This window comes from Scandinavium lactucae, from assembly GCF_033843265.1.
Classification (GTDB): domain Bacteria; phylum Pseudomonadota; class Gammaproteobacteria; order Enterobacterales; family Enterobacteriaceae; genus Scandinavium; species Scandinavium lactucae.
The window spans coordinates 304,152-326,347 of the sequence record NZ_JAWXRD010000029.1 but is presented as its reverse complement, the minus strand read 5'-3'; the positions used below and the strand labels follow the sequence as shown (position 1 = coordinate 326,347).

Annotated in this window: 22 protein-coding genes; 7 read left to right on the top strand and 15 right to left on the bottom strand. The window is 53.7% G+C overall.

Annotation, left to right across the window (positions count from 1 at the left end):
* Positions 1 to 10: 10 nt before the first annotated feature.
* Positions 11 to 1,150 carry an efflux RND transporter periplasmic adaptor subunit gene (locus SIK69_RS12100; RefSeq protein WP_319786164.1) on the bottom strand — a complete coding sequence of 380 codons (1,140 nt, stop codon included), beginning with the start codon at positions 1,148 to 1,150 and terminating at the stop codon, positions 11 to 13.
* 356 nt (positions 1,151 to 1,506) lie between these two features.
* Here SIK69_RS12100 and envR point away from each other — a divergent pair, with 356 nt between their 5' ends.
* Entirely contained in the window at positions 1,507 to 2,178 is a 672-nt protein-coding gene (gene envR, locus SIK69_RS12095) for an acrEF/envCD operon transcriptional regulator (protein WP_319786163.1), read from the top strand.
* Here envR and SIK69_RS12090 read toward each other — a convergent pair whose 3' ends face one another.
* The 14 genes from SIK69_RS12090 to acuI all read right to left on the bottom strand — a co-directional run bounded on the left by SIK69_RS12090 (position 2,179) and on the right by acuI (position 15,050).
* Positions 2,179 to 4,239, bottom strand: coding sequence for a putative bifunctional diguanylate cyclase/phosphodiesterase (locus SIK69_RS12090; RefSeq protein ID WP_319786168.1), 2,061 nt, complete (start codon positions 4,237 to 4,239; stop codon positions 2,179 to 2,181).
* Positions 4,240 to 4,370: 131 nt separating this feature from the next.
* The gene (locus tag SIK69_RS12085; protein ID WP_319627461.1) at positions 4,371 to 4,535 is read right to left on the bottom strand and encodes a DUF2556 family protein; all 165 of its coding nucleotides are present in this window, start codon (positions 4,533 to 4,535) and stop codon (positions 4,371 to 4,373) included.
* A gap of 146 nt (positions 4,536 to 4,681) precedes the next feature.
* Positions 4,682 to 4,978: a DNA-binding transcriptional regulator Fis gene (gene fis, locus SIK69_RS12080; RefSeq protein WP_000462905.1), complete on the bottom strand. Its 297-nt coding sequence runs from the start codon at positions 4,976 to 4,978 to the stop codon at positions 4,682 to 4,684.
* A 25-nt stretch (positions 4,979 to 5,003) separates the two neighbouring features.
* The gene (dusB, locus tag SIK69_RS12075; RefSeq protein WP_319627460.1) at positions 5,004 to 5,969 is read right to left on the bottom strand and encodes a tRNA dihydrouridine synthase DusB; all 966 of its coding nucleotides are present in this window, start codon (positions 5,967 to 5,969) and stop codon (positions 5,004 to 5,006) included.
* Between the two features lie 330 nt (positions 5,970 to 6,299).
* A complete protein-coding gene (locus tag SIK69_RS12070) occupies positions 6,300 to 7,040 on the bottom strand; it encodes a carbonic anhydrase (RefSeq protein ID WP_319786162.1) in 741 nt (246 codons plus the stop codon).
* 135 nt (positions 7,041 to 7,175) lie between these two features.
* Complete coding sequence (gene prmA / locus SIK69_RS12065; protein WP_319786161.1) at positions 7,176 to 8,057, bottom strand: 50S ribosomal protein L11 methyltransferase; 882 nt, start codon at positions 8,055 to 8,057, stop codon at positions 7,176 to 7,178.
* Positions 8,058 to 8,069: 12 nt separating this feature from the next.
* Positions 8,070 to 9,521, bottom strand: coding sequence for a sodium/pantothenate symporter (gene panF / locus SIK69_RS12060; protein WP_319627457.1), 1,452 nt, complete (start codon positions 9,519 to 9,521; stop codon positions 8,070 to 8,072).
* The gene (locus SIK69_RS12055) at positions 9,511 to 9,753 is read right to left on the bottom strand and encodes a YhdT family protein (RefSeq protein WP_319627456.1); all 243 of its coding nucleotides are present in this window, start codon (positions 9,751 to 9,753) and stop codon (positions 9,511 to 9,513) included. The genes panF and SIK69_RS12055 overlap by 11 nt, the downstream gene beginning before the upstream one ends.
* A gap of 108 nt (positions 9,754 to 9,861) precedes the next feature.
* Positions 9,862 to 11,211: an acetyl-CoA carboxylase biotin carboxylase subunit gene (accC, locus tag SIK69_RS12050; RefSeq protein WP_319627455.1), complete on the bottom strand. Its 1,350-nt coding sequence runs from the start codon at positions 11,209 to 11,211 to the stop codon at positions 9,862 to 9,864.
* A 10-nt stretch (positions 11,212 to 11,221) separates the two neighbouring features.
* Entirely contained in the window at positions 11,222 to 11,686 is a 465-nt protein-coding gene (accB, locus tag SIK69_RS12045; protein WP_319786160.1) for an acetyl-CoA carboxylase biotin carboxyl carrier protein, read from the bottom strand.
* 22 nt (positions 11,687 to 11,708) lie between these two features.
* On the bottom strand, positions 11,709 to 12,161 hold the full coding sequence (aroQ, locus tag SIK69_RS12040; RefSeq protein ID WP_319627453.1) for a type II 3-dehydroquinate dehydratase: 453 nt from the start codon (positions 12,159 to 12,161) through the stop codon (positions 11,709 to 11,711).
* Positions 12,162 to 12,396: 235 nt separating this feature from the next.
* The gene (gene msrQ, locus SIK69_RS12035; protein ID WP_319786159.1) at positions 12,397 to 12,996 is read right to left on the bottom strand and encodes a protein-methionine-sulfoxide reductase heme-binding subunit MsrQ; all 600 of its coding nucleotides are present in this window, start codon (positions 12,994 to 12,996) and stop codon (positions 12,397 to 12,399) included.
* Positions 12,997 to 13,998 (bottom strand): protein-methionine-sulfoxide reductase catalytic subunit MsrP, encoded by a 1,002-nt coding sequence (gene msrP, locus SIK69_RS12030; protein WP_319627451.1) that lies wholly within the window; start codon positions 13,996 to 13,998, stop codon positions 12,997 to 12,999.
* A gap of 77 nt (positions 13,999 to 14,075) precedes the next feature.
* Positions 14,076 to 15,050 (bottom strand): acrylyl-CoA reductase (NADPH), encoded by a 975-nt coding sequence (acuI, locus tag SIK69_RS12025; RefSeq protein ID WP_319627450.1) that lies wholly within the window; start codon positions 15,048 to 15,050, stop codon positions 14,076 to 14,078.
* 223 nt (positions 15,051 to 15,273) lie between these two features.
* On the opposite strand from acuI, the gene csrD reads away from it, so the two are divergent.
* From csrD to rng, 6 genes are all read left to right on the top strand, one after another.
* Positions 15,274 to 17,214: an RNase E specificity factor CsrD gene (csrD, locus tag SIK69_RS12020; protein ID WP_319786158.1), complete on the top strand. Its 1,941-nt coding sequence runs from the start codon at positions 15,274 to 15,276 to the stop codon at positions 17,212 to 17,214.
* 293 nt (positions 17,215 to 17,507) lie between these two features.
* Positions 17,508 to 18,551 carry a rod shape-determining protein MreB gene (gene mreB / locus SIK69_RS12015; RefSeq protein ID WP_110510622.1) on the top strand — a complete coding sequence of 348 codons (1,044 nt, stop codon included), beginning with the start codon at positions 17,508 to 17,510 and terminating at the stop codon, positions 18,549 to 18,551.
* Positions 18,552 to 18,620: 69 nt separating this feature from the next.
* Positions 18,621 to 19,634: a rod shape-determining protein MreC gene (gene mreC, locus SIK69_RS12010; protein ID WP_319627448.1), complete on the top strand. Its 1,014-nt coding sequence runs from the start codon at positions 18,621 to 18,623 to the stop codon at positions 19,632 to 19,634.
* Positions 19,634 to 20,122 (top strand): rod shape-determining protein MreD, encoded by a 489-nt coding sequence (gene mreD, locus SIK69_RS12005; RefSeq protein WP_319627447.1) that lies wholly within the window; start codon positions 19,634 to 19,636, stop codon positions 20,120 to 20,122. The genes mreC and mreD overlap by 1 nt, the downstream gene beginning before the upstream one ends.
* An 8-nt stretch (positions 20,123 to 20,130) precedes the next feature.
* A complete protein-coding gene (locus SIK69_RS12000) occupies positions 20,131 to 20,724 on the top strand; it encodes a Maf family protein (protein WP_319786157.1) in 594 nt (197 codons plus the stop codon).
* The gene (rng, locus tag SIK69_RS11995; RefSeq protein ID WP_319627445.1) at positions 20,714 to 22,183 is read left to right on the top strand and encodes a ribonuclease G; all 1,470 of its coding nucleotides are present in this window, start codon (positions 20,714 to 20,716) and stop codon (positions 22,181 to 22,183) included. The genes SIK69_RS12000 and rng overlap by 11 nt, the downstream gene beginning before the upstream one ends.
* Positions 22,184 to 22,196: the final 13 nt, after the last annotated feature.

Below are 22,196 nucleotides of genomic sequence, written 5' to 3'. Positions count from 1 at the left end.
TGGCCCCTGATTATTTTGCGATTGAGGTTGCAGTGTCTGGTTCGGCCTGCACCGGCACGCCAGGACGCACCTTCTGCAATCCGCTGACAATGACTTTGTCACCAGGTTTAAGTCCGGCGGTGATAAGCCACTGATCGCCGACGGCCTGTGTGGCTGTCACGGTGCGAACTTCGGCCTGATTTTTGGCATTAACAATCATCACCGTAGCATCGCCTCTAGGTGTACGAGTTACGCCCTGTTGCGGAACCAGGATTGCGTCAGGCTGTACCCCTTCATCAATGCGTGCCCGGACAAACATGCCCGGCAGCAGGACGTGTTGTGGATTAGGGAAAACGGCCCGCAGAGTAATGGAGCCGGTGCTTTCATCCACCGTAACATCGGAAAATTGCAGTGTGCCTTTCTGGGCATATGGCTGGCCATTTTCCATCACCACTTCCACACTCTTGGCATCGTTGCCGCGCTCCAGACTCTCCTGCTTGAGACGCATGAAGTCATTGCTCGACTGAGTGACATCGACATAAATCGGATCCAGCTGCTGCACCGTCGCCAGCGCCTGAGCCTGGCCGTTGGTCACCAGGGCACCTTCGGTCACGCTGGATTTACCAATGCGACCACTGATAGGGGATGAAACTCGGGTGTAGGCCAGATTAATACGTGCCGTTTCTACTGCAGCTTTTGCGGCGAGGACGCTGGCATCCGCCTGTTGGGCATTGGCGACTGCCTGATCGTAATCCTGACGGCTGACGTACTGTGTCCCGACCAGCGGGATATAACGCTTCACGGTTAAATGAGCGATAGAGGCGGCGGCTACGGCTTTTGCCTCATCGCCTTTAGCGCTTTCCCAGGCCGCTTTGTAGGTGGCAGGATCTATCTGGTAGAGCGATTCCCCAGCCTGAATATCACCGCCTTCGGTGAAGTTACGGTTCAGGATGATCCCGCTGACCTGCGGGCGAACTTCGGCGATACGGAATGCCGAGGTTCTGCCCGGCAGTTCGGTGGTCACGGAAAGTGGCGCACTGCTGACCACATGTACGGTGACATGCGGAACCTGAGTTTGTGGCTGCCGATCCCCGGCATTATCGCAGCCGCTAAGCAGCAAAGCCGAAGCGAGCAAACTGGATAAGAGCGTAACCCTTGCGTGAGTCGTCATTGCAATTCCTTAATAACCGATATAGCAAATTCGCCGGAAACCGGTGAAAAAATAAAAAGTGAAGCGCGTTATAGTACAAATAAAAACTTTGAATTGTTAGTCGCGATAATTCAGTGGGAGGGGGTAACAGCACGCATACACAAAAAAGGCAGGATTCGTCCTGGTTTACCCGGAATAGCGCAGGTGATGAAATATATTCAGTATTTATGATTCGCTAGAATTCATTTCTTATGTCTATTGTTTGGTGACAAAAGTGTGCTGAGTCCGGCATTGGTAAATAAATAATTATGTATATAATGCCGATACCCATATATTTATGGGCTCACATTTTCGATTGTCTTGTAGGGGCACACTTAATGGTAAGAAAAACCAAAGCCGATGCGCTGGTCACTCGCCAGCAGTTGATCGATGCTGCCATTGAGCAGTTTGCGCTACGAGGCGTCTCTAACACGACATTGACGGATATTGCTGATGCCGCAGGGGTTACGCGAGGAGCGGTATACTGGCATTTTAACAGCAAGGTAGAAATATTTAATGAGATGTGGCGTCAGCAACTTCCGCTGAGTGACATTATTAAACATAGAATGATACAAAACGAAAAAGAAAATCCGTTGGGATGGTTACGCGAAGCATTTGTAACGGGTTTGCAATATATTGCACAAACACCGAAACAGCGTGCATTGATGCAAATTTTGTATCATAAATGTGAATTTAATAAAGACATGATGTGTGAAATGGAGATACGTCAACGTCTGTGCTTTCGTCATGAAAATATGCGGCGAATATTAAGTTTATGCATCCGGCAGGGGAGTCTTCCGGCAGATACCAATATTGAATTAACGCTGGTGATGCTACACGGTTTTTTTTCCGGAGTATTAAAAAACTGGCTACTTTCTCCTGAAAGTGTCGATCTTTACCATCAGGCCCCGGAGCTGGTGGACTACATCATGGCCACGCTACATCCTCATCCGGCGCTGTGGCCGGTCACGTTAGACACGGCGACGACATTCCAGCGTCAGGGCCTGTGATTATCCCGCTTTCTGATGGCTGGCGGTGATCGCCTCTGCGCTCTCCGGTTTGCCTAACAGGTAGCCCTGCAATGTGTTACAGCCGAGCTGGGTCAGAAACTCCAGCTGTGCCTGGGTTTCCACCCCCTCGGCGACAACGCGTAAATTCAGGGTTCGTGCCAGCGCCACAATAGCAGATACGATCGTCGCATCTTCACCTTCGCCCTTTAGCTCTTTCACGAACGCGCGGTCAATTTTTAGTTCACAGGCGGGTAAGCGCTTGAGATAAAGCAGACTGGAGTAACCGGTGCCAAAGTCGTCAATGGATGCCTTTACGCCGAGTTCCGTCAGACGAGTCAGGACCTCAACGCTCTGTTCCGGGTTGTGCATCGCCGTGGTTTCCGTCACCTCGAGGATCAGCATCTCGGCGGGAATATGATGGCGCTCCAGGCAAGCCAGCACAGTGTCGAGAAGCATTGGTTGTTCAAACTGCAACGCAGAAAGATTCACCGCCATGGACCATTCAAGCTGCCCTTGGCTGCGCCATTCGCTGAGCTGGCGGCAGGCCTCGTTGATAACCCAGTTACCCATCGGAATGATTATTCCGGTTTTCTCCGCCAGCGGCAGGAACACATCCGGAGCCAGCAGGCCTTTCGTCGGATGTTCCCAGCGCAGAAGCGCTTCAAAACCCATAATCGTTCCCGAGGATGCCTGGCATTTAGGCTGATAGTGCAGGCGTAGTTCCTGACGCTCAACGGCCATCCACAGATCGTTCATCAGTTGAAGTTGCTGTTGGGCAAAGGTATTCATCGATGGCTGAAAGAAGTGATAGCCGTTTCGCCCGGTGTGTTTGGTGTGGTACATCGCGGCATCGGCGTTAAACATCAGCTCGCGATCGTTCTGCCCGTCGTGGGGATAGAGCGCAATGCCGACGCTTAAGGTTACCACCAGTTCGTAAGGATCAATCATAAACGGTGCGTCGATGGCCTGCACCAGTGCGCTGGCAAGACGGGCCGCATCATCCGGGGCCGAAATGTCGGCCAGCAATACAAACTCATCGCCGCCGATACGCGCCAGCGTGAATTGACCGCTCAGCGGCAACTGTAAACGTTCAGTCACCGCGATCAGAAGCTTATCACCCACGTCGTGGCCAAAGGCATCGTTGACGGTTTTAAACCCATCGAGATCCATAAACATCAGGGCAAAAGGGCGTTCCTCGCGGTCGGCTTTGCTGATGGCCTGACTAAGGCGATCTTCAAACAGCACGCGGTTAGGCAATCGGGTCAGGGTATCCTGCAATGCCAGTTGCGCCAGCTCTTTATTCGCTTCGGCAAGCGACGAGGCGAGCAGAGCGGTGCGTGCCTGAAGACGTGCATCCAGCATCGAAATGAGGAGGGTTATCCCCAGAATAAACAGTGTCACCACGCTCACTAACACCGCAAGCCAGCTGCCGTTCAGCCCGTGGTGGGCCATCGGCATGTGTGACGGAAACTGCGCGGCCATCATGCCGGTGTAATGCATTCCGGCGATAGCCACCCCCATCAGCACCGCAGCGCCAAAACGCATTAACGCCACTTGGGCGGCTTCGTGGCGTAAGCGGAAAGTGAGCCAGAGGGCGGCAAAAGAGGCCAGCAGGGCGATAACCACAGACAAGGCGACCCACTGATAATGCCAGACGATGGAGGCCGATAAATCCATTGCCGCCATGCCGGTGTAATGCATCAGAGCCACGCCGGTGCCCATTACTATTGCGCCAGGCAGCAGTCGGCGCAGACGCAACTTGTCAACGCTGACTAACCATAAGGCAAACAGAGAGGAGGCCAACGCTATAGCCATTGAAAGCGCCGTTAATGCGGGGTTATAGCGAATGTCCATGGCGCTATCCATCGCTAGCATGCCGATAAAATGCATCGCCCAAATGCCGATACCCATCGCAATGCCGCCCCCGCTGAGCCACATCCATGCCGCTTTTCCGACGCTGGTTGAAACGCGCCCTGCCATGTTCAGTGCAGTCCAGGCGGCGAGAATGGCAATCACAAAGGAAATGGCGACCAGAATAGGGTCGTAATGGCTAGCCAGCATGGTGTCATCAGCTCGTTGGCGGGGTGGTGAGGGCCAAGACATTACCATCGACCTGAAGGGACTCAAAGTGATTTAAATCCCTGATTTTTGCGTGGAATATCGGCGTATTCGCCGACGTTATCGGCAGAGTATCATTCCAGTTCGGAGCAGTTCACCAGCTTCAAGGGGTTCACGGAATTCATATTGCGGCATTTATCGCTTTCGGTGGACATCAGCTCTATCCATTGCATCAGCAGCCCTTCGAACAAAAACATGAATACAGCAAAGACGACCAGCCATCCGTACTTACGAAGCATAACTGTACCTGGAAAGTAATTGGGTGAATGGCAGGCAATATACACGAAAAGTGCGCTGAGGAAAGAGGGGAAAAATGAGCGATTTCAGGTAATAAAAAAGGCGCTTCCCCATGCCGAAGAGCGCCTTTTTACCGCCATGAACGAACTTAGTTCATGCCGTATTTTTTCAGTTTCTTACGCAAAGTACCACGGTTGATGCCCATCATCAGGGCCGCACGGGTCTGATTACCGCGGGTGTATTGCATCACCATGTCCAACAGGGGCTGTTCTACTTCAGCCAGTACCAGCTCATACAGATCATTAACATCTTGACCATTCAGTTGAGCAAAATAGTTCTTCAGTGCCTGTTTAACCGAGTCACGGAGAGGTTTCTGAGTCACCTGATCCTGAGAGTTAACGGTAGAAACGGTCAGTACGTCAGAATTTACGCGTTGTTCGAACATAGTTCTGTCAGCTCTTTATTTCTGTTTACGTAAAATTTTCGAAGTATGCCTCCAACGCCTCCAGCTGTACGCTGGCATCCTCAATGGCGTTGAATGTGCGCCGAAACTGGTCATCTGGAGCGTGTTCCTGGAGATACCAGGAGACGTGTTTGCGCGCTATTCGGTACCCTTTTGTATGACCGTAAAAATCATGCAATTGCCGAACATGTGCACAAAGTAAGCGCTTCACCTCTGCCAGAGGCAGTGGCGGGAGCAGCTCCCCAGTGTCCAGATAGTGCTGGATTTCCCGAAAGATCCAGGGTCTTCCCTGAGCTGCACGTCCTATCATCAGGGCATCCGCCCCCGTATAGTCCAGTACGGCTCTGGCTTTAAGCGGGTCAGTAATGTCACCATTCGCGATAATCGGAATGGAAACTTTCTGCTTAACTGCCCGAATACTGTCGTATTCAGCGTCTCCGTTAAACAAGCAGGCGCGAGTGCGTCCGTGAATAGTCAGAGCCTGAATACCACAATCTTCAGCCAGTTGGGCAATCTCTACACAGTTACGGTGGTCCGGTGCCCAGCCAGTGCGAATCTTGAGAGTGACAGGAACGTCCACTGCCTTCACCACCTCGGTCAGGATAGACTTCACCAAACCGGGATGCTGCAAAAGGGCTGAACCTGCAAGCTTGCGATTCACTTTTTTCGCCGGGCAACCCATATTGATATCAATAATTTGGGCACCACTTTCAACGTTAATACGTGCGGCTTCCGCCATTTCTTCAGGACAGCTACCGGCAATTTGCACCGTGCGTATCCCGGGCTCGTCAATGTGCACCATCCGTAAACGGGACTTGTCGCTCTCCCATACTTGCGGGTTGGAGGACATCATCTCGGAAACGGTTAAACCTGCTCCCATCTCATAGCACAGCGTCCGGAATGGTCTGTCAGTAATGCCAGCCATGGGCGCTGCGATCAGGCGATTTCTAAGCTGGTAGTGTCCGATGCGCATGAGTTAAGAAATGACCATACTGTGACTGCAAGGCGGCGTATATTACGCATTTTTTGCACGAGATGAAAGGCCAAACTTTGAGCAATCCTCTGTCGTAGATCAAGGAATCGCCAGTCGGTAAGCGCGAATAAATTTAATCGTTAGTTAAATCATTGCTTTATATTCATCTGGTGGATTTATACACAGATGCAATTTTGCGAAACTTATCGTTTTTTCCCAGCCAAACAGGAGCAGAAACGGGATAACCTGTTGGTTTTATCAGCAGATTATCCCGATTGTTGCGGGCTGGATCTCATTTCAACGCTGGATGAGAAGGCTGTTTTATTGCACTTATTCGACCACAACCCGACCGTGCATCGGCTGAGTCGGACGGTTGTTATCGTGATGCATAGTGTGGGTAAACTTCTCCAGTTGCGCTTTGGAAAGCGTCAGTGGATGTTTCATTACCAGCCAGGTGACACCTTCGGAACATGGCGGGGTGGTCAGTGAACCACTAAAGCGCCAGTAAGTTCTGTCAGTCGGAATCAGATGGTTGATGTCTGGCGACGTTTTCAGCGCAGCATTGCTTTCAACCTTCTCCGGCATCACTTTCCACAGCTTATCGAGCTCAGAATTTGCCTGGCCGACATCAAACATCACTGCCACCACAGCTATCTCTCCGGCCGCATTTTTATGCACCAGATGCATCTCCATAGCATAATGTTTGCCGTGAATGGTGTTCTCGGATGGGGCGTGGAAATGGAACTGTTGCAGGGTGTAGTTTTGACCATCGAGAGTAATGCTGTCGTCGGCTTTCGGATCAACCGTTGCCTGTATGGTGTGGCCATTATTGACGAGAATGTCAGGCCCGGTGCCGTAGTGGGTCACTAGCGGTTGTAGATGTGTTTCCATCGTACGGCTAATATCGACAGGAGACTGGTTCATTCCCTGCTGACAGGTTTTATACTCATCGCTTAACTCGCTCCAGTGTTCTGGGGCACCTTCACCGTCGTAGCTCCAGTGTGAGGCCAATGCCAGGGTCGGAAGGGTACTCAAGGCCAGTAGCGCTGCCTTACAAAACATCTTGCTCATAACATTCATCCAATGAATAAATAAGATAACAATATTTTATAACTCAGAGAGTTATGCCGTTATTTTATCATGGGCAAAAAAGGGGGCTATAAGGAGAAAATGCTCGCGTGACCGGGCGGCCACGCGAAAGGGGAATCAGTGCTTACGACCGGTAATGCGACACCACTCTTCTTTCTCAACTACCGGGTCGAGGACGAACAGGGAAGCATAGGCTTCGCAAACGCTGTCGGCCTGGCTGGCAAGAATACCGGACAGGCCTAACAGACCGCCCTCAACGGGCAGGACGCTGATTAAAGGGGCCAGCTCACGTAATGGGCCTGCCAGGATGTTGGCGACCACCACATCGGCTTTCATGGCGTCTGGCTGATCCTGCGGTAAATAGAGTTCAAGCCTCTCGGAAACGCCGTTACGCTCTGCATTATCGCGACTGGCCTGAATAGCCTGTGGATCGATATCGATCCCGATCGCTTTTGCAGCACCCAGTTTGAGCGCGGCGATGGCAAGGATCCCGGATCCGCAGCCGAAGTCGATGATCGTCTTTCCGTTCAGATCGAGGCCGTCCAGCCATTGCAGGCACAGCGACGTCGTAGGATGTGTCCCGGTGCCGAACGCCAGGCCCGGATCGAGCATTACGTTGACCGCATTTTCATCCGGCACATCGCGCCAGCTTGGACAGATCCACAGCCGCTCGCCAAAGCGCATCGGATGGAAGTTGTCCATCCACTCGCGTTCCCAGTCTTTATCTTCCAGTTGTTCAATCTTATGCACAAACCCGGTGCCGAGCAGCGGATGGTGTTCCAGAATGGCCACCACCTCTTTCATATCGGTTTCGGCATCGAACAGGCCAATCACATCGGTATCGCCCCACAGGCGGGTTTCGCCCGGCAGAGGCTCAAACACCGGCGTGTCGTGGGTGTCCTGGAAGGTGATAGAGACAGCTCCCGCTTCCATCAGCGCATCGCTAAGCTCTTCAGCATTCGCGCCAGTGGTGTTCAGTTTCAGTTGGATCCATGGCATGGCAAAACTCTTTTAATGATTAACAGTGATATTTGGGGCCTGCGTGACAGGACGACCAAAACGGTTTCCTGCCACAAAAGCCAGAAGACTTAACAGTAATGATGGGACAATCGGATGAAAGCCCAGCAATTGAATTTTCAGGCTAGCCAGCAGGGCATACAGCACGCCGCCGGTGATCATGGCGCTCAGCGCACCGGCGGCGTTAGCGCGTTCCCAGTACAGACCCAGCACCAGCGGCCACAGGAACACGGCTTCCAGACCGCCAAACGCCAGCAGATTCAGCCAGATAATCATCTCCGGTGGACGCCATGCGGCCAGCAGCAGCAGCGCACCCAGCACGAGGGTAATCAGGGCCGACATACGCTTCAGGCGCTTCTCGTTGTGCATCTGCTCCGGGTGCAAATTCAGGTACAGATCTTTGATTATCGTAGCGGAACTCTGCAATAACTGCGCGTTGATCGTCGACATAATGGCGGCCATCGGTGCGGCAAGGAAGATGCCTGCAGCAAACGGCGGCAACACTTTGACCATCAGCGTCGGAATGACTAAATCCGGCACGGTAAGGTCAGGGATGACGGCCCGGCCTAAGGCACCCGCCAGATGCATGCCCAGCATCAGAATCGCCACCACCACCGTGCCGAGAATAATGCCGCGATGCACCGCTTTACTGTCTTTATAGGAGATACAGCGCACCGCGGTATGCGGCAAGCCAATGACACCAAAGCACACCAGCACCCAGAACGAGGTCATAAAGGTAGGCGACAAAATATCGTCCGCCCCCTGTGGGGACACCAATTTCGGGTCAATGTGCTCCAGCGTCTGCACCGCATGGCTCAGGCCGCCTGCTGCATGAACGATCCCAACCAGCAGCACAATGGTGCCAATCAGCATCACCATGCCCTGCATCGCGTCGTTCAGTACGCTGGCACGAAAACCACCGAAGGCGGTATACAGCGCGATGCTGATACCGAAAATCAGCAGACCCGTTTCGTAAGGAATGCCTGCGGCGGTTTCGAGCAGACGCGCGCCGCCGATGAACTGCACGGTCATTGCGCCGATAAAGGCAACCAGCAGGCTGAGGCTCGCCAGCCAGACCAGCAGGCGGCTCTGATAGCGGGCAAACAGCATGTCGTTGAGCGTTACCGCATTATAACGACGCGCCAGGATTGCGAATTTTTTCCCCAATACCCCCAGCGACAGCCACACGGCGGGGAGCTGGATCATCGCCAGCAGCACCCAGCCCAGCCCGTATTTATAGGCTGCACCCGGGCCGCCGATAAACGAACTGGCGCTGATATAGGTGGCGGTCAGGGTCATGGCCAGCACGAAGCCGCCCATCGATCGGCTGCCGAGAAAATACTCATTGAGGAACGAGCCGGTCGACCGCTTGCGCATCGCATAAATCGACAGGCCAAATACCACCAACAGGTAGGCGACCAGGGGCAGGATCACTTCAAGCTGCATCGTCGTCCTCCAACGGAATATCGCGGTAGATAAATTTAACCATCGCCCAGCACAGCAAAATGAAAACCAGTGGCATCAGTAGACAGGCCATTTCGAACCAGTGCGGTAAACCGGTAAAGCCCTGCAGTGAGTTGGGTATGTAAGCACTCGCTAACCATGCGGCGAGATAGAGGAGGGTTAGCCACAATGCCCATCGGGCTTCTTTGTGTGCCTGAACAAAACGCGCGTCCATAAGGCTCCCAGGGTCAATTTAAAGCGGGGATTGTACCTTAAGGGGCTGGTAAGGGGAGAGAAAAAGAAAAAAGGCCGGAAGATCCGGCCTTTTGCGAAACATTCAGGATTATTTTTCCTGAAGTCCGAGTTTTTTCTCCAGATAGTGGATGTTGGTTCCACCATGCTGGAAGTTCTCGTCGCTCATGATGCGCATCTGCAGCTCAACGTTGGTTTTGATACCGTCGATGATCAGTTCCTGCAGGGCGTTTTTCATGCGAGAAATCGCCACGTCACGGGTTTCGCCGTAACAGATGAGCTTGCCGATCATTGAGTCATAGTACGGCGGCACGGTGTAGCCAGCGTAGATATGAGATTCCCAACGCACGCCAAAACCGCCTGGCGCGTGGAAACGAGTGATTTTACCCGGGCTCGGCAGGAAGGTGTTCGGGTCTTCGGCGTTGATACGGCATTCTACCGCATGGCCGCGAACCTGCACTTCGTCCTGTTTGATCGACAGTGGCTGACCGGCAGCGATACGCAACTGCTCTTTGATCAGGTCCACACCGGTAATCATCTCGGTGACCGGATGTTCTACCTGAATACGGGTGTTCATTTCGATGAAATAGAACTCGCCGTTTTCGAACAGGAACTCGAACGTACCCGCGCCACGATAGCCGATATCAACACACGCTTTAGAGCAACGCTCGCCGATGTAGCGACGCAGTTCTGGGGTGATGCCCGGCGCTGGTGCTTCTTCGACAACTTTCTGGTGACGACGCTGCATGGAGCAGTCACGTTCTGCCAGATAGATAGCGTTACCCTGACCGTCGGCCAGAACCTGGATCTCGATGTGGCGAGGATTTTCCAGGTATTTTTCCATGTACACCATGTCGTTGCTGAAAGCGGCTTTCGCTTCGGCTTTGGTCATGGAGATGGACTGCGCCAGCTCAGCGTCGCTGCGCACAACGCGCATACCGCGACCGCCGCCGCCGCCGGAGGCTTTGATGATAACCGGGTAACCGATGCGTTTTGCATGGGCGCGGTTAGCGTCCATATCATCGCCCAGCGGGCCATCGGAGCCAGGTACCGTCGGAACGCCCGCTTTTTTCATCGCGGTGATCGCAGACACTTTATCGCCCATCAGGCGAATGGTGTCGGCTTTCGGGCCGATGAAGATAAAGCCGGAACGTTCAACTTGCTCTGCAAAGTTGGCGTTTTCGGACAGGAAGCCATAACCCGGATGGATTGCCACCGCGCCGGTGATTTCTGCGGCGCTGATGATAGCCGGGATATTCAGATAGCTTTTTACGGACGGAGCCGGGCCGATACAGACCGTCTCATCCGCCAGCAGTACGTGTTTTAAATCGCGATCCGCAGTGGAGTGCACAGCGACGGTCTTGATGCCCAGTTCTTTACAGGCACGAAGAATACGCAATGCAATCTCGCCGCGGTTGGCGATGACAATTTTATCCAGCATGTTCGCCTCGTTACTCGATGACGACCAGTGGCTCGTCAAATTCAACCGGTTGACCACTTTCGACCAGAATGGCTTTCACCACGCCTGATTTATCGGCTTCAATCTGGTTCATCATTTTCATGGCTTCAACGATGCACAGGGTATCGCCCGCATTAACCTTCTGGCCAACTTCGATGAACGCTTTAGCGTCCGGGCTAGGGGTGCGGTAGAAGGTACCAACCATCGGGGAGCGTACGATGTGGCCACTGATTTCAGCTTTAGGTGCTTCAGCAGGCGCAGCTGCTGGTGCAGCAGCGGCCGGAGCCATCTGCGGCTGCATCATCGGTGCAGCGTAAGCCTGTTGCATAACCGGGAAGCCCGCATTAGCCGAGGTGCGGCTGATGCGTACAGACTCTTCACCTTCAGAAATTTCCAGTTCGGAGATGCCTGATTCTTCAACCAGCTCGATCAGTTTTTTAATCTTACGAATATCCATGAGTGGGTTCCGTACTCTTTGTTTAGTGTGATTGTGACAGGCGTTTTACCGCCGTCTGTAATGCGTATGAATAGCCGTCAGCGCCTAATCCGCAGATGACGCCGGCAGCGATATCAGAGAGATATGAGTGATGGCGGAACGGCTCGCGAGCGTGCACGTTGCTCAGATGAATCTCGATAAACGGGATACTGACCGCCAAAAGTGCATCACGAATCGCCACGCTGGTGTGCGTGAAAGCGGCCGGATTGATCAGGATATAGTCAATGTTGTCTTTAGCCTGATGAATTCGGTCGATAATCGCGAACTCCGCGTTCGACTGCAAATGGTCGAGTGACACATTCAGAGCCTCGGCCTCCGTCGTCAAACGGTTAACAATCTCCGCTAACGTCAGGGTGCCATACTTCTCTGGCTCACGGGTTCCGAGCATATTCAGGTTCGGTCCGTTTAAAAGCAAAATGCGTAACTTGTCTGCCATTGTGCTGCTATCTCCTGCAATTCTCCGGTAAAAAACAAAATATACCTTCGATGCGCGCTTGTCACCTTTTCAGAGGCGAAAAACCCCTGTCAGGAAAACCAAAGTCGCACATTATAACGATTTCGTAGCATTTGGCAGCTAAATACTGGTCTTATCAGGGAAGATTATCAACCTCAATTGCGAAAATGCCTGACGTACTGCGGGAGATCTGCGGGAAACTGCACATAATCGGGGATTAACGCCACCACTGGCGGAACTTCTTATAACGCCACGCTAACAGCGCCAATGCTGCAAGCGCGTACAATACGGGCTGGGGAGACAAGATCTTCACCGACCACAGATAGTGGATGGGGGCAAGGATAGCGACCAGATAGACGAAGTTATGCAATTTTTGCCATTTTGGCCCCAGTTTTCGCTGCGCTCGCTGGAAAGATGTTGCCGCCAGCGCCAGTAAAATCACCCAGCTTATCAGCCCCAGCATTAAATAAGGCCGCGTCACCACTTCCTGACCTAACAGACCCAGATTGTGAATGCCAAGCTCCAGCAGCGCATAGCTGGTGAGATGCAGTGTTGCCCAGGCAAAACACCATACGCCTAACAGGCGACGGGTTCGTATCAATAAAGGCTGTTTAGCGTAGCGTGCCAGCGGGGAGATCAGCAAGGTGGCAAGCAGTAGTTTCAGAGCCATCCGACCAGTAAAGTGCTGAATATCCTTAGCCGGGTCAGCGCTGAAATAGCCCTGAGAACCGGCCCAGAACAACCACACCAGCGGTAAGAAAGCGGCAAGATGCAGCGCCACTTTTAGCCAGACAATCTGTTTAGCGTTTAAGCGCACTCAGAAATTCTCCCGTAAATTGAGACCGCGATACAGCGACGCGACCTGATCGGCATAGCCGTTAAACAACAGCGTAGGCTGGCGCTTCACATCAAGCACGCCGCCGGAACCAATAAAACGCTCTGACGCCTGCGACCAGCGAGGATGGTCGACATGCGGGTTCACATTGGCAAAGAAACCGTACTCATTCGGTGCTGCCATATTCCAGGTGCAGGGTGGACGTTCCCGGGTCAGCGTGATGCTGACGATGGATTTAATCCCTTTGAAGCCATATTTCCACGGCACGGTCAGGCGGATTGGCGCGCCGTTTTGCGGCGGTAGCGCTTTGCCATACACCCCGGTGGTGAGGAGCGTCAGCGGGTGCATAGCCTCGTCGAGACGCAAACCTTCGACGTATGGATACGCCAGTCCTCCGCCGATAAAGCGGTCTTTCTGACCGGGCATTTGCTCGGGCGCATAAAGGGTTTTGAAAGCGACATATTTGGCATCGCTGGTGGGTTCAACCAGCGCCAAAAGCTTATGCAGCGGGAAGCCAATCCACGGCACCACCATCGACCAGGCCTCAACGCAGCGCATCCGATAGATTCGCTGTTCGAGCGGGAAACGCTTGGTCAAATCATCATGATCGAGGGTCAGCGGTTTGGCTACTTCACCATCTATGGTGAGTTTCCACGGATCGGTGACCAGGCTACCGGCGTTGGCGGCTGGATCGGCTTTATCCAGACCAAATTCGTAATAGTTGTTGTAGCGCGTGACCTTATCTTCTGGCGTTAGCGTCAGATCATTTTGCCATTCGGCAGGGCGTGAAAATTCCAGCGGCTTGCCGGACGGGGCGGGTGGACGGTCGTTACCTTTAAACCAGCTGAGTAAATCAGCCTGCGCGGTGGGAGCCAGCGTCATCGCAGTGGCGCTAATCCCTAACATCTTCAGCACCTGGCGGCGCTGGAGCATAAAAACAGATTCCGCCGTTACATCGGCTTCCGTTAGCTTTTTCGACTTCATGGCATCCTCCGGCATGCTTTTTCCTAAGCATGACGGAGGTGCGGGATTAACGCGAATATGTCACGAAAATTTGAAGATTAGGCAATTTTCACCAGCGTCCGGCCCTGGATCTGATTGTTCATTATCTTGTCAGCAAATTCTGGGGCCTGGGCGAGGGTGATTTCGGTCGCGCTCTGGTTATAAAAAGAAGAAGGTAAATCCTGAACCAGACGCTGCCAGGCTTCTGCCCGGCGGGCGGCTGGCGTCATCACCGAATCAACCCCCTGCAAACGGACGTTACGCAGAATAAACGGCATCACGGTAGTCGGCAGGGCAAAGCCACCTGCCAGGCCGCAGGCCGCAACGCAACCGCCGTAGTTCATCTGCGCCAGCACTTTGGCCAACACTTTATCACCGACGGTATCGACCGCACCGGCCCACAGTTGTTTCTCCAGCGGACGGGTTTCGGCGAACTCATCGCGGCTCAGAATACGGTTTGCGCCGAGGCTGCGCAGGTAATCGTGGGTGCTCTCGCGCCCGGATACCGCTGCCACCGGGTAACCTAACTTATGCAGCAGCGCGACCGCCGTGCTGCCGACGCCACCGCTGGCACCGGTGACAACAATTTCACCGTCCTGAGGGCGAACGCCTGCGTCTTCCAGCGCCATCACACACAGCATGGCCGTAAAACCTGCGGTGCCGATGATCATCGCCTGACGGGCATCGAGACCTTTTGGCTGGGCAACCAGCCAGTCGCCTTGCACGCGGGCGCGTTGGGAAAGACCACCCCAGTGGTTTTCACCCACGCCCCAACCGGTAAGCAGAACCTGCTGGCCGGCATGGAAACGCGGATCTTCACTGCTGTGAACCACACCCGCAAAGTCGATACCGGGAATCATCGGAAAATTACGGATGATTTTGCCTTTGCCGGTAATGGCGAGCGCGTCTTTGTAATTGAGGCTCGACCACTGAATATCGACCGTGACATCACCTTGCGGCAGCTGGCTCTCCTCGATGGCCTGTACCGAGGCGTGAGTTTTACCGTCGTGCTGTTCTAAGATTAACGCCTGCATAATCGTTCCTCAGTTGCTCAATGATTGGAAAATAATTTTCGATGACTATACTCGCTAACTGAAACGTGTTTCCGACTTACCGCAATAAATTGCCAGAATCACTCACTCTGGTAGTATGCAAGGTCTTTTTAGATGCGAGTTAGTGCTCACTAATTTTTTGAGTTTTAGCGCGGGTGTCCGGTCAACGATCGGGCTGTAATTCATTAACGGAGTTAATACAGGGATGCGATTAACGACGAAATTTTCAGCTTTCGTGACGCTGCTGACGGGCCTGACCATCTTTGTCACCCTTATCGGCTGCTCGCTGAGCTTCTATAACGGTATTCAGTATAAAATTGATTACCGTGCCCGCGCCGTGGCGACGGTGATTGACACCCGCCTGGTCAACACCCCCCTCAGCCAACTTGACAACCAGCTTGATGAAATTCTGGTTCCCGTCGATATCGTGCGTATCGATCTTATCGTTAACGATAAAACCATTTTTAGCCATTCTCGCACCAACGGCTATCGCCCGGTGGGCAGCAATTATCAGTATCGCGAGCTAAACGTGGAGTCGGTGAAACATCCGGGGATGACCATTCGGATGGAGTATCAGGATCCGATGGCGAACTATTTTCACTCGTTGCTGACCACCGCCCCGCTGACCATTGCCATTGCTTTTATGGTGTTGATTATCTTCCTCTCGGTGCGCTGGCTGCGTAATCAGCTGGCGGGTCAGGAATTGCTTGAGCTACGCTCCACGCGGATCCTCAACGGTGAACGCGGCCATCAGGTGCGCGGGACGGTGCATGAATGGCCAGCACGGACCAGCAGCGCGCTGGACACGCTGTTATCAGAAATCCAGTTTGCCGGTGAACAGCGCAGTCGGATGGATACGCTGATTCGCTCGTACGCCGCGCAGGACACCAAGACCGGCCTCAGCAACCGTATGTTCTTTGATAATCAGTTGGCGACACTGCTTGACGATCAGGAGAAAGTAGGGGCACATGGTATCGTTATGCTGATTCGCCTGCCGGAATTCGATCTGGTGCGTGACCAGTGGGGACGCACGGCGGCGGAAGAGCATTTCTTCATGCTCATCAATATGCTCTCGACCTTCATGATGCGTTATCCGGGGGCGTTGCTGGCGCGTTATCACCGCAGCGATTTTGCGGTGTTATTGCCCCATCGCACCTTGAAAGAAGCTGATAGTATCGCCGGGCAGCTGCTAAAAGCGCTCGATGCGCTGCCATCTACTAAAATTCTTGACCAGGACGACATGATGCATATTGGCATCTGTACCTGGCGCAGCGGGCAAAGCACCGAACAGGTAATGGAACACGCCGACGCGGCGGTGCGCAACGCCGTCCTTCAGGGCAGTAACAGTTGGGCGGTTTACGATAATACTCTGCCAGAGAAAGGGCGGGGCAACGTGCGCTGGCGGACGCTTATCGAGCAGATGCTCAGCCGTGGCGGCCCGCGTTTCTACCAAAAGCCTGCGGTGCATTACGATGGTCGCGTGCATCACCGCGAGTTGATGTGCCGTATTTACGACGGTAAAGAAGAAGTGATTGCCGCCGAATATATGCCTATGGTCCTCGAATTTGGGCTGGCAGAAGAGTACGACCGTCTGCAGGTGACTCGCCTGTTGCCGTTCCTCTCCTACTGGCCTGAGGAAAATCTGGCATTGCAGGTGACGGTCGAGTCCTTCATTCGCCCACGGTTTCAGCGCTGGCTGCGGGATACGCTGATGCAATGCGAAAAAGCGCAGCGAAAACGGATTATTTTTGAACTTGCAGAGGCGGATGTCTGTCAACATATCAGCCGCTTACAGTCGGTGATGCGTTTAATCAACGCATTAGGGGTCAGAGTAGTGGTCATACAGGCCGGTTTGACGCTGGTCGGTACCAGTTGGATCAAGGAACTGTCGGTGGAAATCGTCAAGCTTCACCCGGGTCTGGTGCGCAATATCGAGAAACGCAGCGAGAACCAACTGCTGGTGCAAAGTCTGGTCGAGGCCTGTAAGGGCACCACGACCCAGGTTTTCGCCACTGGGCTTCGCAGCCGAAGTGAGTGGCAGGTATTACGAGAGTGCGGTGTGCTGGGTGGTCAGGGCGATTTTTTTGCTGCTTCACAACCACTTGACACTAGCGTAAAAAAATATTCGCAAAGATACTCTGTTTGATCTGCCGTTTGCCGCGATTTCACGTAGAATAACGCGCGCTGTTTCTCCGGGATGTGCATGATGCCCCCGCCGGGATGTTACAGATAACAAGCCAGTGATCGTCCTTTGACAGATTGCAATGCAGGCGAGGAATGCTGCGGCCCTGACGGTGTCAGGTCGAAATTGTAACAAAGGAAACGAACTGCACTAATTTTCACCGTTGCAGATGATTTTTGCGCCTTGTCGCTGCTGCGTGTGGTTGGTAAAGTAAGCGGATTTTGTTTCCGCCCCAGCTTTCAGGATTATCCCTTAGTATGTTGAAAAAATTTCGTGGCATGTTTTCCAATGACCTGTCCATTGACCTGGGTACCGCGAATACCCTGATTTACGTGAAAGGACAAGGCATCGTACTGAATGAGCCTTCCGTTGTGGCCATTCGCCAGGATCGTGCCGGTTCACCGAAAAGTGTGGCTGCCGTCGGTCATGAAGCTAAGCAGATGCTCGGTCGTACGCCGGGCAACATCGCAGCGATCCGTCCAATGAAAGACGGCGTTATCGCCGATTTCTTCGTGACTGAAAAAATGCTGCAGCACTTCATCAAACAGGTTCACAGCAACAGCTTCATGCGCCCGAGCCCACGCGTTCTGGTGTGTGTGCCAGTCGGTGCAACTCAGGTTGAACGTCGCGCAATCCGTGAATCTGCTCAGGGTGCAGGCGCGCGTGAAGTCTTCCTGATTGAAGAGCCAATGGCAGCAGCAATCGGTGCGGGTCTGCCGGTTTCTGAAGCGACCGGTTCGATGGTTGTGGATATCGGTGGCGGTACCACTGAAGTGGCGGTCATTTCGCTTAACGGTGTGGTGTACTCCTCTTCTGTCCGCATCGGCGGTGACCGTTTCGACGAAGCCATCATTAATTACGTGCGCCGTAACTACGGCTCTCTGATCGGTGAAGCCACCGCAGAGCGTATCAAGCATGAAATCGGTTCTGCATACCCTGGCGACGAAGTTCTGGAAATCGAAGTTCGTGGTCGTAACCTGGCTGAAGGCGTTCCACGTGGTTTCACCCTGAACTCCAACGAAATCCTCGAAGCGCTGCAAGAGCCGCTCACCGGTATCGTGAGCGCAGTGATGGTTGCGCTGGAACAGTGCCCACCGGAACTGGCATCCGACATTTCTGAGCGTGGTATGGTTCTGACTGGTGGTGGTGCGCTGCTGCGTAACCTCGACCGCCTGTTAATGGAAGAGACAGGAATTCCTGTCGTAGTTGCAGAAGATCCACTGACCTGTGTTGCCCGTGGCGGCGGCAAGGCACTGGAAATGATCGACATGCACGGCGGCGACTTGTTTAGCGAAGAGTAGTCAGCCAGAAGTCTGGGGTAGCGCTGGTGCTGCCCCTTGATTTCCCTGACACGAGAATACGCATAGCCTATGAAGCCCATTTTTAGCCGTGGCCCGTCGCTACAGATTCGCCTTATTCTGGCGGTGCTGGTGGCGCTTGGCGTCATTATTGCCGACAGCCGCCTCGGTACGTTCAGTCAGATTCGAACGTACATGGATACTGCTGTTAGTCCTTTCTATTTTGTTTCCAACGGTCCCCGCGAATTACTTGATGGTATTTCGCAAACGCTGGCTTCCCGCGATCAGCTTGAGCTGGAAAACCGTGCCCTGCGTCAGGAACTGCTGTTAAAAAACAGCGATCTACTGATGATGGGTCAATACAAGCAGGAAAACGCTCGTCTGCGTGAGCTGTTAGGTTCGCCGCTGCGTCAGGATGAGCAGAAGATGGTGACCCAGGTTATCTCGACGGTTAACGATCCTTACAGCGATCAGGTCGTTATCGACAAAGGTAGCGTCAACGGCGTCTACGAAGGTCAGCCTGTGATCAGCGATAAGGGCGTAGTTGGCCAGGTGGTAGCGGTCGCGAAATTGACCAGCCGCGTGCTACTGATTTGCGATGCGACACATGCTCTGCCGATTCAGGTTTTGCGTAACGACATCCGAGTGATCGCCGCGGGTAACGGCTGTACCGATGATTTGCAGTTGGAACACCTGCCTGCCAACACCGATATTCGTGTCGGCGACGTGCTGGTGACTTCCGGCCTCGGTGGTCGTTTCCCGGAAGGTTATCCGGTGGCAGTGGTCTCTTCTGTGAAGCTGGATACGCAGCGTGCGTATACGGTTATCCAGGCGCGTCCAACCGCTGGCCTACAGCGTCTGCGTTATCTGCTGCTGCTATGGGGTGCTGATCGTAATGGTGCGAACCCGATGACGCCGGAAGAGGTCCATCGTGTTGCCAATGAACGTCTGATGCAGATGATGCCGCAGGTTCTGCCTGCTGCTGATTCTATGGGCCCTCCAGCGCCTGTACCTCCGCCTGCAACCGGGATTACACAGCCTGCTCCTGGGGCTACCACGCCTGCGCCTTCATCAGGAGGACAGTAGTGGCAAGCTATCGAAGTCAGGGGCGTTGGGTTATCTGGCTTTCGTTTCTGATAGCCCTGCTGTTACAAGTCATGCCCTGGCCGGACGACCTGTTGGTCTACCGGCCAAATTGGGTCCTGCTGATCCTGCTTTACTGGATCCTCGCTCTGCCACACCGGGTCAATGTTGGTACAGGTTTTATTATGGGTGCCATACTGGATCTGATCAGCGGTTCTACGCTCGGTGTGCGGGCGTTGGCCCTGAGCATCATTGCCTATCTGGTGGCGCTTAAATATCAGCTGTTTCGTAACCTGGCGCTCTGGCAACAGGCGCTGGTGGTCATGCTGTTGTCGCTGGCGATGGATATCGTTGTTTTCTGGGCAGAGTTTTTAGTGATCAACGTCTCTTTCCGACCGGAAGTGTTCTGGAGTAGCGTTGTTAACGGTGTACTCTGGCCCTGGCTGTTCTTGCTGATGCGGAAAGTTCGCCAGCAATTCGCGGTTCAATAAAGGTTTCTATGACAATGCTTTATCTTGCTTCCGGTTCCCCGCGTCGTCAGGAGCTGTTGATCCAGTTAGGTGTCAGCTTCGAGCGTATCGTGCCCGGCATCGAAGAACAACGCGAGCCGCAGGAAAGCGCGCAGCACTATGTTGCGCGTCTGGCGCGAGAGAAAGCCCAGGCTGGCGTGGCGCTGGCCGCACACGATCTACCTGTGCTCGGGGCCGATACCATTGTCGTATTGAACGGTGAAGTGCTGGAGAAACCGCGAGATGCAGAGCACGCCGCAGCAATGCTTCGTCAGCTGTCCGGGCACACTCATCAGGTAATGACCGCGGTGGCGTTGGCCGATAGCCAACAGACCGTCGACTGCATGGTGACCACCGAGGTGACGTTCAGAGTATTGTCAGATGAGGATATCCAGGGTTACGTCGCGACGGGCGAGCCGATGGATAAAGCAGGTGCATACGGTATTCAGGGGCTGGGTGGCTGTTTTGTCAGGAAGATAAATGGCAGCTATCACGCCGTAGTCGGCTTACCGCTGGTGGAAACGTATGAGTTGCTGAGCAATTTTAACTCACTGCGTGAGAAAAGAGATAAACATGACGGCTGAATTATTAGTGAACGTAACGCCCTCGGAAACCCGCGTGGCGTATATCGATGGCGGCATTCTTCAGGAAATTCATATAGAGCGTGAAGCGCGACGCGGGATCGTAGGCAATATCTACAAAGGTCGTGTTAGTCGAGTCCTCCCGGGGATGCAGGCGGCATTTGTAGATATTGGCCTGGACAAGGCCGCGTTTCTTCATGCCTCTGACATCATGCCCCACACCGAATGCGTGGCCGGGGAAGAGCAGAAGCAGTTCACCGTACGCGATATTTCTGAACTGGTGCGTCAGGGCCAGGACCTTATGGTTCAGGTGGTGAAAGATCCACTCGGCACCAAAGGCGCGCGTCTGACTACTGATATCACATTACCCTCTCGTTATCTGGTCTTCATGCCGGGGGCGTCCCACGTCGGCGTTTCGCAGCGTATCGAAAGTGAAGCCGAGCGCGAGCGTCTGAAAAATGTGGTCACCGCCTACTGTGACGAGCAGGGCGGATTTATCATCCGTACCGCGGCGGAAGGCGTCTGCGAAGAGGATTTAGCCTCTGATGCGGCGTATCTGAAACGCGTCTGGACCAAAGTGATGGAGCGTAAAAAACGCCCACAGACCCGCTATCAGATGTATGGCGAGCTGGCGTTAGCGCAACGCGTACTGCGTGATTTTGCCGACGCACACCTCGACCGGATCCGCGTCGACTCCCGTCTGACCTTCGAAGCCTTGATGGAATTCACCGCCGAATACATGCCGGAGATGAACAGCAAGCTGGAGCATTACAGCGGTCGGCAACCGATTTTTGATCTCTTTGATGTCGAAAATGAAATCCAGCGTGCGCTGGAACGTAAGGTTGAACTTAAGTCCGGCGGTTATCTGGTTATTGATCAGACCGAAGCGATGACCACCGTCGATATCAACACCGGGGCCTTTGTTGGGCACCGCAACCTTGACGACACGATATTCAATACTAACATCGAAGCGACGCAGGCGATTGCGCGTCAGCTGCGTCTGCGTAATCTCGGCGGTATCATCATCATCGATTTCATCGATATGAGTAATGAAGATCATCGTCGCCGGGTGCTGCATTCACTGGAACAGGCGCTGAGCAAAGACCGCGTGAAAACCAGTATCAACGGCTTCTCGCAGCTCGGCCTGGTAGAAATGACCCGCAAGCGCACCCGTGAAAGCGTGGAGCATGTGTTGTGTCATGAATGCCCGACCTGTCACGGACGTGGCACAGTGAAAACGGTGGAAACAGTGTGCTACGAGATCATGCGTGAAATCGTTCGTGTGCATCACGCGTATGATTCCGACCGTTTCCTGGTTTACGCCTCTGCCGCCGTGGCGGAAACCCTGAAAGGCGAAGAGTCGCATGCGCTGGCGGAAGTGGAAATCTTCGTCGGTAAACAGGTAAAAGTGCAGATTGAACCGCTCTACAATCAGGAGCAATTCGACGTGGTGATGATGTAGTTTGCTGGCAGTT